The organism is Streptomyces sp. NPDC051738, from assembly GCF_044453205.1.
Lineage (GTDB): Bacteria > Actinomycetota > Actinomycetes > Streptomycetales > Streptomycetaceae > Streptomyces.
Map to the genome: position 1 here is coordinate 58,037 of NZ_JBITCM010000006.1, position 12,973 is coordinate 71,009.

Consider the following 12,973-nt stretch of genomic DNA (forward strand, 5'->3'; position numbering starts at 1 on the left):
CTGCTGCGCGGCACGCTGAGCGCGCGCTCAGGTGCCCATGCTACTTACGGGTAACGTAGCTGCACAGTCCTGGGGGCGGGAGCGGCGAAGGTCACATCCCGAAGCTCACGCGGGGGGTGCCGTCGACCCCCTCGGAGTCAGCACGGGAGTCGGCACGGGATGCGATCCCGGCCCGTCCCCCGTGATCACCCCGAACAGGGTTCGCGCCACCTCCGCCCCGAATCCATGCACGTCATGGCTCATCGCCGACAGCGTCGGATGCGTCAGCCGGCACAGCTGCGAGTCGTCCCACGCCAGCAACGAGACATCCCCCGGCACCGAAAGACCCATCTCGGCCGCCACCGACAACCCGGCCACCGCCATGATGTCGTTGTCGTACACGACCGCCGTCGGCCGGTCCGGCGGGGACGCCGTCAGCAGGGACCTCGTCGCCCGGGCGCCCGCCTCGCCCGAGAAGTCGGTCGCCACCTGCCAGGCCCCCGCCAGCTCCAGACCCCGCGCCGCCTCGTCGAAGGCCGCCGTACGGATCGAGGTGTGCCCGAGAGCCGCCGCACCGCCCACCCGCGCGATCCGCCGATGCCCCAGCGCGGCCAGATACCGCACCGCCTCCGTCACGGCCGTCGCGTCGTCGGTCCACACCGACGTCAGCCCGCCCGTGAGTGACGGGTTCCCGACCGCGACCGCCGGCATCCCGAGCCGTTCGACCGCCGGTACCCGGGGATCGTCGGGCCGGAAGTCGACCAGGATCGCCCCACCGATCTGCCGCCCCCGCCACCAGGCCTCCTGCAACCCCACCTCCTCCTCCACGTTCCGCACGAGCCGCAGCAGCAACGAGCAGGAGTGCTCGGCCAGGACGCTCTCCACCCCCGAGATGAACTCCATGTAGAAGGGTTCGAGGCCGAGCAGCCGGGCCGGCCGGCAGATCGCGAGACCCACCACGTCCACCCGCGACCCGGCCAGCGTCCGCGCCGTCAGGTTCGGCGCCCAGCCCAGTTCCCGCGCGGCCCGGAAGATCCGGTCCCGGGTCGCCTCCGACAACCCCGGCTTGTGGTTGAAGGCGAGGGACACGGCGCCCTTGGACACGCCGGCACGGGCGGCGACGTCCTTGATGGTGACGCGAGGACTCGGCAGGGCGGTCATCGGGCGGGCTCCATGCAGTACAGGGCGGACCGGGCGGCGTCGGCGTCAGGAGTCTCCCAGCCGCGCACACGGATGGTCACCTCTTCGCCGGGCAGCAGGGTGACGAGCCCGGTGTCGGCCCGGGCATCAGGGTGCAGCCGGTCGGCCTGGAGCAGCAGATCCCGTACGAGGGTGCGGGCCGTCACCTTGATGCCACCGGGCACGATCGCCACCTCGAACTCCGGCCGGGGATACGGCACTTCCCGATCAGGCGCGGGGAAGTGCACCGCTCGCAGACCGTCCGCGTCCGCCACGAGGAACTCCTTCGGCCCGACTGGCTCCAGATCCTTCGGTACGGCGACCAGGGCCACCGTGCGCCCCTCAGCGCCGAACCCCACACTCGCCTCCCCGACCACCACCCCGTCGACCGACATCCGCCGCAGCCGCACCGCCCCCGCCCACTCATGCGCCGACTGATTGACGACGGCCAACTCGGGGCCTCGCTCCCGCACTTGGAGCGTCAGCAACCGGTCCGCGTACAGCCGCCGCAGCTCGTGGTAGAGCGGCTTCTCCCGCCCGTCCCCGTCGATCGCCGCCCAGGACGTCACCGGCCAGCAGTCGTTGAGCTGCCAGACGATCGTGCCCGCGCACACCGGCCAGTTCGACCGCCAGTGCTCGATACCGGCCGCGACGGCCCGCGCCTGATTGACCTGGGTGAGGTAGTGCCAGCGGTCGAAGTCCCCCTCGGGAAAGGCGAAGTGCCGCTCCAGCCCGCGCCGCAGCTTGCCGTTCCCGTCGTCCGCCTTCTGGTGGTGCAGCATGCCGGGGGAGTCCGCCGCGAGCTCCTCACCCGGCAGTGCCCGCCGCAGCGTGGCGTACGCGGGCGGCGCCTGCCAGCCGAACTCGGCCACGAAACGCGGCACGTCGGCGCGGTACTCGGCGTAGTCCTCCCGGTTCCACACCTCCCAGGAGTGATGCGTGCCGTGCGCCGGATCGTTCGGATGCCGCTCCCACGAACCGGACCAGGGACTCCCCGCCGTGTACGGCCGTGTCGGATCCAACTCGGCCACCACACGCGGCAGCAGGCCCAGGTAGTACCCCTCGCCCCAGGAGTCCCCGGCCAGCCGGGGCTCCCAGCCCCAATCCCGGAACCCCCACAGGTTCTCGTTGTTGCCGTTCCACAGCACGAGCGAGGGATGCGGCATCAGCCGTACGACGTTCTCGCGGGCCTCGGCCTCCACCTCCCCGCGCAGCGGCTGCTCCTCCGGATAGGCCGCGCACGCGAACGGGAAGTCCTGCCACACCAGCAGCCCCAGCTCGTCGCAGGCGTCGTAGAAGTCCTCGCTCTCATAGAGCCCGCCACCCCAGACCCGTACGAGATCCACGCCTGCGTCGGCCGCCTGCCGCAGCCGCTCCCGGTACCGCGCACGGGTCACCCGGGACGGGAACACGTCGTCCGGGATCCAGTTGACGCCGCGCGCGAACAGCCGCTCGCCGTTGACGACGAGGGTGAACCCGGTGCCGTGGGCGTCGGCCCGGCGATCCAGCTCGACGGTCCGGAAGCCGATCCGCCGCCGCCACACGTCCAGCGCCTCGCTGCCGTGCGACAGCCTCAACTCGACGTTGTACAGCGGCTGTTCGCCGTATCCACGCGGCCACCACAGCCGTACGTCCGGCACTTCCAGCCGTACGACCCCACTCGCCCCGTCGATCTCCGCCCGCGCCCGCACCCCGCCGACCGTCGCCTCGACGGTGAGCGGCGCCTCGACCCGGGTCCGCTCGACGTCGACCACCAACTCGACGTGCCCGGTGCCCTGTTCGACGGCCACCAGGGGGCGCACCCGGGCGATCCGGGCCGTCGACCAGTGCTCCAGCCGCACCGGTCGCCAGATGCCGGCCGTCACCAGGGTCGGCCCCCAGTCCCAGCCGAAGGAGCAGGCCATCTTGCGGAGGTACTGGTAGGGCTCTGCATAGGCGGCGGGCCGCTCGCCCAGCTTGCCGCGCACGGCCTCGGCCTCGGCGTACGCGGAGACGAAACGCACCGAGAGCCGCCCGCTCAGCCCGGTCACGTCGAAGCGGTACGAGCGGTGCATGTTCCGTACCCGGCCGAGGAGTTGGCCGTCGAGCGCGATCTCCGCGACGGTGTCGAGCCCGTCGAAGACGAGGTCGGTCTGCTCATGGTCGGACGCCGCGTCCAGGTCGGTCTCGTACGTCCAGTCCCGCCGCCCCACCCACGCGACGTCGGTCTCGTGCCGCCCCAGAAAGGGGTCCGGGATCACCCCCGCCGCCAGCAGATCGGTGTGCACACAGCCGGGCACGGAGGCCGGAAGCACCGCCTCTGCGCCCTCGGAGTGTCGCAGGATCCATCCGTCGGTGAGCGGTGTGGCCTGAAGCATGCGCGCACTCCTAAACCGATTTATCCCAGAGCTGGGAAACAGATTGGCATCGTTGGCGAGATACGGACTTTACCGGTTAAGAAAACGTTGTCAGAGTTCGGAACCAGCCAACCCGCTCGTGCTCGTCCGTCCCGAGAACGGAGCTGATGCACATGAACCGCCGTGCAGTCCTCGCCGTCACCACAGGTGCCCTGCTGCTCTCGGCGTGCACCGGCACCGGAGGAAGCGCGAAGGGGGCGGAGGCCAAGGCGGCCGACGACCCGTCAAAGGTGAGCGGCACCATCATGGTTCTCACCCACCGGACCGACCTCGTGCAGGACGGGACGATGAAGAAGTACGCCGCCGAGTTCACCCGGACGTATCCCAAGGTGAAGGTCGAGTTCGACGCCATCACCGACTACGAGGGCGAAGTCAAGATCCGTATGAATACGGAGAACTACGGCGACGTCCTCATGATCCCGGCCGTGATCGAGAAGAAGAACTACCCCAAGTTCTTCGCCTCGCTGGGCACTCAGGCCGAGCGGAGCGAGAAGTACCGCTTCACCGACTACACGACCGTGGACGGCAAGGCCTACGGCCAGAGCCCGCTCGGCGCGGTGCCGGGCTTCATCTACAACAAGAAGGTCTGGCAGCGGGCCGGGATCACCGACTGGCCCACGACACCGGACCAGTTCCTCGACGACCTCAAGGCGATCAGGTCGAAGACCGACGCGATCCCGTACTACACCAACTTCAAGGACATGTGGCCGCTCACCCAGTGGACGCAGGTCAACGGCTCGGTCAGCTGCGACGAGCAGGCCACGACCAAGCTCGCCGAGGGCGACCCGTGGGCCGAGGGCGCCGATGTGCGCACCGCCGACACGCTGCTCTACGACATCGTCCACGAGGGGCTCGTCGAGAAGGACCCGACGACCACCAACTGGGAGGCGTCCAAGCCCCGTATCGCCAAGGGCGAGATCGCCACGATGTGGCTCGGCTCCTGGGCGGTCATCCAGATGCAGGGCGCGGCGAAGCAGGCCGGCGCCGACCCGGACGACATCGGGTTCATGCCCTTCCCGGCCCAGCAGAACGGCACGTTCTGCGCGGTGGCGCAGCCCGACTACAACCAGGCCGTCAACGTCCACTCCGAGCACAAGGAGGCGGCCCGCGCCTGGATCGACTGGTTCACCGACAAGTCCGGCTACGCGGCGGACAACCTCGCGCTGTCCCCGCTCAAGGCCGACCCGCTGCCCGCGGTCCTGAAGCCGTACGAGGTAGCGGGCGTCAAGATCCTCGACCTCGACGACAGCAAGGGCGCCGAGGTGAAGTCCATCGACAACCAGTCCGAGGTCGGCATCTACAAGCCCGACTACCGCCAGGACCTCGTCGACCTCGCCCGCGGCGCCACCAAGGGCGATCTGGACGACTTCCTGAACGACCTCGGCGAGAAGTGGACCGAGACGCAGAAGTCGCTGGGGTCCTGATGACGGACACGACGACGACCGGGCAGGCGCCCGCCAAGGCCCCCACGGGGGCAGTGGGCGCCGCCCCCGAACCGGCCCCCGCCCCGCGCACGGCACGTCTGCGGCGCGGGGCCACCCCCTGGCTCTTCCTGCTCGCCCCACTCGCCCTGCTGATCGTCTTCACCTACGCGCCGATCGCCAACATGGTCGCGTACAGCTTCACCGACTGGGACGGCGTGAGCCCCGAGCTGCACTACACGGGCGCTGAGAACTACGCCGAACTCCTCACCCGCTCCGACCTGTTCGAGGTCTTCTGGGTCAGCGGCTACTACCTCGCCGCCTCCGTGATCCAGATAGTCGCCGCGCTCTACTTCGCCACGATCCTGAGCTTCAACGTCCGCTTCCGGAACTTCTTCAAGGGCGTGCTGTTCTTCCCGTACCTGATCAACGGGGTGGCGATCGGCTTCGTCTTCCTCTACTTCTTCCAGCACGGCGGCACCCTCGACTCCGTCCTCGGCCTCTTCGGCGTGCAGACGGACCGGGCCTGGCTGGGCACCCCGGAATCGGCGAACACCTCCCTCGCCGCCGTCTCCGTCTGGCGCTACCTGGGCCTGAACTTCGTCCTCTTCCTGGGCGCGATCCAGTCCATCCCGGGGGAGCTGTACGAGGCGGCCGAACTGGACGGCGCGAACCGCTGGCACCAGTTCCGCCACATCGTCGCGCCGGGCATCAAGCCGGTCCTGTCGTTGACCGTCATCCTCTCGATCTCGGGCTCGCTCTCGGTCTTCGAGATCCCGTACATCATGACCGGCGGTGCGACCGGCACCGAGACCTTCGTGATCCAGACCGTGAAGCTGGCCTTCCAGTTCAACAAGACGGGGCTCGCCTCGGCCGCCGCGGTCGTGCTGCTGCTGATCGTCCTGGCGGTGACCTGGGTGCAGCGGCGCCTCGTCCCCGACGACAAGGTGGACCTCGCATGACGCGCCGCGCAGTGGCCCGCACGTTGATGTACCTGTCCCTGGTCGGCGCGACGGTCGTGGTCCTGCTCCCCCTGGCCGCCGTACTCCTGACGTCCCTCAAGTCCGAGCGGGAGATGGCGAACGGCAGCGGAGCCCTCGCCCTCCCCGACGACCTGCTCAACTTCCACAACTACGCGACGGCGTTCCAGGACGGCCGTATGCTCTCGGCCTTCGCCAACACGGCGATCATCCTGCTCTTCGCCATCGGCGGCACGGTCCTGATCGGCTCGATGACGGCGTACGCCATCGACCGCTTCACCTTCCGCTTAAGGAAGCTGGTCGTGGCCCTGTTCCTCATCGCCGCGCTGGTCCCCGGTGTCACGACCCAGGTGGCGACCTTCCAGATCGTCAACAGCTTCGGCATGTTCGACAGCCTGTGGGCGCCGATCGTCCTCTACATGGGCACGGACATCGTCTCGATCTACATCTTCCTGCAGTTCGTGCGCTCGATCCCGACGTCACTGGACGAGGCGGCCCGCCTGGACGGCGCGGGCGCCTTCACGATCTACCGCAGGATCATCTTCCCCCTGCTGAAGCCGGCCATCGCGACGGTGGTGATCGTCAAGGGCATCACCACCTACAACGACTTCTACATCCCGTTCCTCTACCTGCCGTCGGAGGACCTTGGCGTGATCTCGACGTCCCTCTTCCGCTTCAAGGGCCCGTTCGGCGCCCACTGGGAAACGATCTCGGCAGGAGCGGTACTGGTGATCCTGCCGACCTTGATCGTCTTCCTGGTGCTGCAGCGGTTCATCTACAACGGCTTCATGCGGGGTGCGACCAGGTGAGGTGCTTTCTCCTACGGCGCCTCGGCGGACAAGGCGGCAACCAGAACCGGCGTGACCTGCTCCACCTGCCAGGCCCGCGCCCCATGGCCGGCCAACGCCTCCCCGACCGACCCGGCGTCGACCACCTTCGGCGGCTCCCAGCAGACCCGCCGCACGGTGTCCGGGGTGATCAAGTTCTCCTGAGGCATGTTGAGCTGCTCAGCCAGCGCCGATACGGCGGCCCGAGCCGCGGACAGCCGAGCCGCGGCGACCGGGTCCTTGTCGGCCCACGCCCGCGGCGGCGGCGGCCCCGTCACGGGCTGCCCAGGCGCCGGCAACTGCGACTCCGCCAGAGCCTTCGCCCGATCCACCGCGGTCTGCCACTGCTCCAGCTGCCGCCGCCCCATCCGATGCCCGAAGCCGTTCAGCGCGGAAAGGGCATGCACATTGCCCGGCAGGGAGAGCGCGGCCTCCACAATGGCCGCGTCACTGAGCACCTTGCCCGGCGAGACATCCCGCTTCTGAGCGATGCGGTCCCGCGTCTCCCACAGCTCGCGCACCACGCCCAGCTGCCGACGCCGCCGCACCTTGTGCATCCCGGACGTGCGCCGCCAGGGATCCTTGCGCGGCTCGGCGGGCGGCGCGGTCGCGATCGCCTCGAACTCCTGCCGCGCCCACTCCAGCTTGCCCTGCCGGTCCAGCTCCTTCTCCAGGGCGTCCCGCAGATCCACGAGCAGCTCGACGTCCAGCGTCGCGTACCGCAGCCAGGGCTCGGGCAGGGGCCGGGTCGACCAGTCGACGGCCGAGTGGCCCTTCTCCAGGACGAACCCGAGGACGTTCTCGACCATCGCGCCGAGGCCCACCCTGGGGAACCCGGCGAGCCGCCCGGCCAGCTCGGTGTCGAACAGCAGGCTCGGCACCATGCCTATCTCGCGCAGACAGGGCAGATCCTGGGTGGCCGCGTGCAGCACCCACTCCACGCCGGACAGCGCCTCGCCGAGTCCCGACAGATCAGGACAGGCCACGGGGTCGATCAGCGCGGACCCCGCGCCCACGCGGCGCAGCTGCACCAGATAGGCACGCTGGCCGTAGCGATAGCCGGACGCGCGTTCGGCGTCGACGGCGACCGGGCCCGAGCCCGCGGCGAAGGCGGCGATCACCTCGGCGAGCGCGGCCTCGTCGGCGATCACGGGCGGAATGCCCTCGCGGGGCTCCAGCAAAGGGATCGGCGCCTCCGTAACAGAAGATCCGCCGTCGTCCGGAGGGGCGCCTCCGGTGGTTCGCAGTGAACTGTCTGCTGCGGTCTCTTGGGCGTCGGTCACATGTCAAGGGTATCTGTGTATGGACAGCGCCCGCCGACGGAACGTTCCGTCGGCGGGCGCCTGAGGGTCGTAAACCAGTCAGGTAAGTGAAAGATCCGGTTCACGACAGGTGAGGACGCGGGCGGGGATCAGCGGCCGATCCCCTTCACGTCAGTGAATGATCAAGAATTCAATGAATCTGCGCATGCTGCTGCGGCTCATGTGATGGCGGTGGACTCTCAGTGGATGATCCCGGTCCGCAGGGCCACGGCGACCATGCCGGCGCGGTCACCGGTGCCGAGCTTGCGGGCGATGCGGGCGAGGTGGCTCTTGACGGTCAGGGCGGACAGGCCCATCGAGACGCCGATCGCCTTGTTCGACTGGCCCTCCGCCACCAGCCGCAGCACCTCGACCTCACGACCGGAGAGCTCGCGGTAGCCGCCCGGGTGGCTCGGGGCACCCGGGTGGCGACGGTGCATACGGGCGGCGGCGGCGCCGATGGGAGCGGCACCAGGCCGGGTGGGGAGCCCGACGTTGGTGCGGGTGCCGGTGACGACGTAGCCCTTCACACCGCCGGCGAGGGCGTTGCGTACGGCGCCGATGTCATCGGCTGCGGACAGGGCCAGGCCGTTGGGCCAGCCCGCGGCGCGGGTCTCCGACAGGAGGGTCAGGCCGGAGCCGTCGGGCAGGTGGACGTCTGCGACACAGATGTCGCGGGGGTTGCCGATGCGGGGACGAGCCTCCGCGATGGACGAGGCCTCGATGACGTCGCGCACCCCGAGCGCCCACAGGTGGCGGGTCACGGTGGAGCGGACGCGGGGATCGGCCACGACCACCATGGCGGTCGGCTTGTTCGGGCGGTAGGCGACCAGGCTTGCAGGCTGCTCGAGGAGAACGGACACCAGGCCTCCTGGGTGCGGGGACGACTTCAAGGTCACAGTCGTCTTCGGCACCAAACCTGTGGCCCTTTAGAGAAAGATCACGATTTAGTGAGTAACAATCAGGGCAATTCAGACACGTGGTCGATCGTTCGGCGAACGAATTGGCTCGATCCGGGACTGTTCCTGACCGAAAGTGGCCGTATCGACAAAGTGACGGTCAAGCCGGTGGCGGTCAGCGGGCCTGTGGATCACGGCGCTGCGGCAGTGTCACCACCGACGCGTCGCCCGGGCCCGCCGGCGGCAGCCCCGCGACCTGGGCGAGCAGATCGCACCAGGACGCCAGGTGGGCCGCCGTGTCCGGAACGCCGCCCAGGCCCTCGCGGGGCGTCCAGGAGGCGCGGATCTCGATCTGCGAGGCAGCCGGGCGCTCGGACAGGCCGCCGAAGTAGTGGGAGCTGGCGCGCGTGACGGTGCCGCTCGGCTCGCCGTACGACAGCCCGCGCGCCTGGAGCGCACCGGTCAGCCAGGACCAGCACACCTCAGGCAGCAGCGGATCGGCGGCCATCTCCGGCTCCAGCTCCGCGCGCACCAGGGTCACCATCCGGAAGGTGCCCCGCCAGGCGTCGTGGCCGTCCGGGTCGTGCAGCAGCACCAGGCGGCCGTCGGCCAGGTCCTGGTCGCCGTCGACGACGGCGGCCTCCAGCGCGTACGCGTACGGGGCCAGCCGCTGGGGTGCCTTGGTCTGCTCGACCTCGATCTGCGGCCGCAGGCGGCTGCTCCGCAGGGCCTCGACCGCGGCCCGGAAAGCCGGTGGAGCCGTATTGCGCGAATGCCGGTCCGCCTCCCCGGTCTCCTTCGCGTCATCCATTCCGCCAGTTCCGTCCGACAGTCTTCCCTGAGCCGCAGCCATGCCGGGAAGATTAAAGGGAACGGGGGCTTCGTGCAGGGAAGGACACCCTGACAACACGGCAACCCCGGCGCCGGGCCCGATACGGCCGTGCGAGACTTGCCCCCGTGAGTGCCAACCAGACGCCGCCGTCAGCCACCTACGACTCCGCCTTCCTCAGGGCGTGCAGGCGCGAATCCGTGCCGCACACGCCGGTGTGGTTCATGCGGCAGGCCGGGCGCTCGCTGCCGGAGTACCGCAAGGTGCGCGAGGGCATCGGGATGCTCGAGTCCTGCATGCGGCCCGAGCTGGTCACCGAGATCACCCTCCAGCCCGTGCGCAGGCACAACGTGGACGCGGCGATCTACTTCAGCGACATCGTCGTCCCGCTCAAGGCCATCGGCATCGACCTCGACATCAAGCCCGGCATCGGCCCGGTCGTCGAGAAGCCGATCCGCACCCGCGCCGACCTCGCCCAGCTGCGCGACCTGACCCCCGAGGACGTGTCGTACGTCACCGAGGCGATCGGCCTGCTCACCGGCGAGCTCGGCTCGACCCCGCTCATCGGCTTCGCCGGCGCGCCATTCACCCTTGCGAGCTACCTCGTCGAGGGCGGTCCGTCGCGCACGTACGAGAACGCCAAGGCGATGATGTACGGCGACCCCGAGCTCTGGGCCGACCTGCTCGATCGCCTCGCGGAGATCACGGCCGCCTTCCTCAAGGTGCAGATCGAGGCCGGCGCCTCCGCGGTCCAGCTCTTCGACTCCTGGGTCGGCTCCCTCGCCCCGGCCGACTACCGGCGCTCGGTGATGCCCGCCTCCGCGAAGGTCTTCGACGCGGTCGCCGGCTACGGCATCCCGCGCATCCACTTCGGCGTCGGCACCGGTGAGCTGCTGAAGCTCATGGGTGAGGCCGGCGCGGACGTCGTCGGTGTCGACTGGCGCGTCCCGCTCGACGAGGCCGCCCGCCGGGTCGGCCCCGGCAAGGCGCTCCAGGGCAACCTCGACCCGACCATCCTGTTCACCACCCCCGAGGCCGTCGAGGCCAAGACCCGCGAGGTGCTCGACGCAGCGGCCGGTCTGGAGGGTCATGTCTTCAACCTGGGCCACGGCGTCATGCCGTCCACGGACCCGGACGCGCTGACCCGGCTCGTTGAGTACGTCCACACGCAGACCGCGCGCTAGGGGCTCTGCCTTGCCGCCGATACGTGCGGCGATTCGGTGAACGGGGCCGTTGCCGTGTGCGTATGTCTCGGCAACCGCCCGCGGCGCGGGGAAGGCGGGTCGCGGGGACTACGTGAGGAACAGGCGATGAACGACCGAGTTACTCCTCCGATTCACGCGTTGCCCGACGGTGAGGCCGAGATCGCCGTGGTGGTGCGGCTGCCCTGGGAAGACGTCGCCCGGCTGGGTCAGGAGGCGGGGCGGCTGGCTTCGCAGATGCAGCGGCCGGTGACGTTGGACGAGGCCGTCAGCCATCGGTTGCGGTCGGCTCGGCCGGCTGCGGCGCATGCGAAGCCGGCGGGGGAGCAACCCGCTGCCGCTATGCCGCAGAGTGTGAGCGCGTCTGTGTCGTCGTTGCCTTCTCGGCCGCCTGCTGAGCAGGCGCGGCAGGCGATCGAGAGGATCAACGGCAGCGCGTAATCGCCGTAGGGGTGCGGTTTGTTCTGGCGGCTGCGGGTTCGTTGTGGCTGGTCGCGCAGTTCCCCGCGCCCCTAAGGGGGTTGCTCGCGCCGCCTGTCAGGAGGTGGCGGCGTTTACCGCCTTTGCTGCCTTTCTGGCTGCTACCAGTATCGGGTCCCAGACCGGGGAGAACGGTGGGGCGTAGCCCAGGTCCAGGGACACCATCTGTTCCACCGTCATCCCTGCCGTCAGGGCCACCGCCGCGATGTCGACCCGCTTGCCCGCGCCCTCCCGGCCCACGATCTGGACGCCCAGCAGTCGGCCTGTGCGGCGTTCGGCGAGCATCTTGACCGTCATCATCGAGGCGTTGGGGTAGTAGCCCGCGCGGCTCGTGGAATCGATCGTCGCCGTCACGTACTGCAGGCCCGCCCTGCGCGCGTCCTTCTCGCGCAGGCCCGTGCGGGCGATCTCCAGGTCGCAGACCTTGCTGACGGCGGTGCCGACCACGCCGGGGAACGTGGCGTAGCCGCCGGCGGCGTTCGTGCCGATGACCTGGCCGTGTTTGTTGGCGTGGGTGCCGAGGGCGATGTGGCGCTGGCGGCCGGAGACCAGGTCGAGGACCTCGACGCAGTCGCCGCCCGCCCAGATGTTCTCGTGGCCGCGCACGCGCATGGCCAGGTCGGTCAGCAGGCCGGCGTGGTCGCCGAGGGGGAGGCCGGCCGCGCGGGCCAGGGTCGTTTCCGGACGGACTCCGATGCCCAGGACGACCACGTCCGCGGGGTACTCGGCGTCCTCCGTGACCACCGCGCGGACTCTGCCGTCGTCGCCCGTGAGGATCTTGGTGACCTCGGTGTCGTTGACCATGGTGATGCCCAGGCCCTCCATGGCCTCGTGCACCAGGCGGCCCATGTCCGGGTCGAGCGTGGACATGGGCTCGCTGCCGCGGTTGACGACCGTCACCTCGTAGCCCCGGTTGATGAGCGCCTCGGCCATCTCGACGCCGATGTAGCCGGCGCCGACGACCACCGCGCGACGGCCACGCGTGCGTGCCAGCGTGTCGATGAGGGCCTGACCGTCGTCCAGGGTCTGCACACCGTGGACGCCGGGCGCGTCGGCGCCCGGCATGTCGGGGCGGATCGGACGGGCGCCGGTCGCGATCACGAGTTTGTCGTACGACGTCCAGGACTCGGCGCCGGAATCCACGTCACGCGCGCGTACCCGCCCGCCGGCGACATCGATCTCCGTGACTTCCGTCCGCATGCGCAGGTCGATGTCGCGGGCCCGATGCTCCTCGGATGTGCGGGCGATCAGCTGGTCGCGGTCGGGGACGTCGCCGCCCACCCAGTACGGGATGCCGCAGGCCGAGAAGGAGGTGAAGTGGCCGCGTTCGAACGCCACGATCTCCAGTTCCTCGGCGCTTCTCAGCCGCCGTGCCTGCGACGCCGCGGACATCCCCGCGGCGTCGCCGCCGATCACGACCAGCCGCTCTCGCGTACCCGGCACACCCCTCGCAGCGCTCATGCTCATGCGAACACGCTAC

11 protein-coding genes are annotated in these 12,973 nt (G+C 69.8%); 5 read left to right on the forward strand and 6 right to left on the reverse strand.

Annotation, left to right across the window (positions count from 1 at the left end; all coding sequences use genetic code 11):
* Positions 1-105: 105 nt before the first annotated feature.
* Complete coding sequence (locus tag ACIA8X_RS15860; RefSeq protein WP_399458471.1) at positions 106-1,140, reverse strand: LacI family DNA-binding transcriptional regulator; 1,035 nt, start codon at positions 1,138-1,140, stop codon at positions 106-108.
* Positions 1,137-3,515: a glycoside hydrolase family 2 protein gene (locus ACIA8X_RS15865; protein WP_399458472.1), complete on the reverse strand. Its 2,379-nt coding sequence runs from the start codon at positions 3,513-3,515 to the stop codon at positions 1,137-1,139. Before ACIA8X_RS15865 ends, ACIA8X_RS15860 begins: the two co-directional genes overlap by 4 nt.
* 152 nt (positions 3,516-3,667) lie before the next feature.
* Here ACIA8X_RS15865 and ACIA8X_RS15870 point away from each other — a divergent pair, with 152 nt between their 5' ends.
* The 3 genes from ACIA8X_RS15870 to ACIA8X_RS15880 are packed head-to-tail and all read left to right on the forward strand — an operon-like array spanning position 3,668 to position 6,764.
* The gene (locus ACIA8X_RS15870; RefSeq protein ID WP_399458473.1) at positions 3,668-4,978 is read left to right on the forward strand and encodes an ABC transporter substrate-binding protein; all 1,311 of its coding nucleotides are present in this window, start codon (positions 3,668-3,670) and stop codon (positions 4,976-4,978) included.
* Complete coding sequence (locus ACIA8X_RS15875) at positions 4,978-5,937, forward strand: carbohydrate ABC transporter permease (protein ID WP_399458474.1); 960 nt, start codon at positions 4,978-4,980, stop codon at positions 5,935-5,937. The genes ACIA8X_RS15870 and ACIA8X_RS15875 overlap by 1 nt, the downstream gene beginning before the upstream one ends.
* Positions 5,934-6,764, forward strand: a complete 831-nt coding sequence (locus tag ACIA8X_RS15880) for a carbohydrate ABC transporter permease (RefSeq protein WP_399458475.1) — start codon at positions 5,934-5,936, stop codon at positions 6,762-6,764. Before ACIA8X_RS15875 ends, ACIA8X_RS15880 begins: the two co-directional genes overlap by 4 nt.
* 11 nt (positions 6,765-6,775) lie before the next feature.
* Here ACIA8X_RS15880 and ACIA8X_RS15885 read toward each other — a convergent pair whose 3' ends face one another.
* From ACIA8X_RS15885 to ACIA8X_RS15895, 3 genes are all read right to left on the reverse strand, one after another.
* On the reverse strand, positions 6,776-8,065 hold the full coding sequence (locus ACIA8X_RS15885; RefSeq protein ID WP_393447444.1) for an HRDC domain-containing protein: 1,290 nt from the start codon (positions 8,063-8,065) through the stop codon (positions 6,776-6,778).
* Between the two features lie 218 nt (positions 8,066-8,283).
* Positions 8,284-8,946, reverse strand: a complete 663-nt coding sequence (locus tag ACIA8X_RS15890) for a response regulator transcription factor (protein WP_003997051.1) — start codon at positions 8,944-8,946, stop codon at positions 8,284-8,286.
* Positions 8,947-9,157: 211 nt separating this feature from the next.
* Positions 9,158-9,835: a DUF3000 domain-containing protein gene (locus tag ACIA8X_RS15895; RefSeq protein ID WP_393447447.1), complete on the reverse strand. Its 678-nt coding sequence runs from the start codon at positions 9,833-9,835 to the stop codon at positions 9,158-9,160.
* Between the two features lie 104 nt (positions 9,836-9,939).
* Between ACIA8X_RS15895 and hemE the strand changes: the two genes are divergently transcribed.
* The gene (hemE, locus tag ACIA8X_RS15900) at positions 9,940-10,995 is read left to right on the forward strand and encodes a uroporphyrinogen decarboxylase (protein ID WP_393447449.1); all 1,056 of its coding nucleotides are present in this window, start codon (positions 9,940-9,942) and stop codon (positions 10,993-10,995) included.
* 126 nt (positions 10,996-11,121) lie between these two features.
* Positions 11,122-11,454, forward strand: coding sequence for a hypothetical protein (locus tag ACIA8X_RS15905; RefSeq protein WP_393447451.1), 333 nt, complete (start codon positions 11,122-11,124; stop codon positions 11,452-11,454).
* A gap of 96 nt (positions 11,455-11,550) precedes the next feature.
* Here ACIA8X_RS15905 and ACIA8X_RS15910 read toward each other — a convergent pair whose 3' ends face one another.
* Positions 11,551-12,960, reverse strand: a complete 1,410-nt coding sequence (locus ACIA8X_RS15910; RefSeq protein WP_393447453.1) for an FAD-dependent oxidoreductase — start codon at positions 12,958-12,960, stop codon at positions 11,551-11,553.
* Positions 12,961-12,973: the final 13 nt, after the last annotated feature.

Coding starts and splice junctions, on each gene's coding strand:
- ACIA8X_RS15860 (WP_399458471.1), bottom strand. CDS start 1,140: ATGACCGCCCTGCCGAGTCCTCGCGTCACCATCAAGGACGTCGCCGCC.
- ACIA8X_RS15865 (WP_399458472.1), bottom strand. CDS start 3,515: ATGCTTCAGGCCACACCGCTCACCGACGGATGGATCCTGCGACACTCC.
- ACIA8X_RS15870 (WP_399458473.1), top strand. CDS start 3,668: ATGAACCGCCGTGCAGTCCTCGCCGTCACCACAGGTGCCCTGCTGCTC.
- ACIA8X_RS15875 (WP_399458474.1), top strand. CDS start 4,978: ATGACGGACACGACGACGACCGGGCAGGCGCCCGCCAAGGCCCCCACG.
- ACIA8X_RS15880 (WP_399458475.1), top strand. CDS start 5,934: ATGACGCGCCGCGCAGTGGCCCGCACGTTGATGTACCTGTCCCTGGTC.
- ACIA8X_RS15895 (WP_393447447.1), bottom strand. CDS start 9,835: ATGGCTGCGGCTCAGGGAAGACTGTCGGACGGAACTGGCGGAATGGAT.
- ACIA8X_RS15905 (WP_393447451.1), top strand. CDS start 11,122: ATGAACGACCGAGTTACTCCTCCGATTCACGCGTTGCCCGACGGTGAG.
- ACIA8X_RS15910 (WP_393447453.1), bottom strand. CDS start 12,960: ATGAGCATGAGCGCTGCGAGGGGTGTGCCGGGTACGCGAGAGCGGCTG.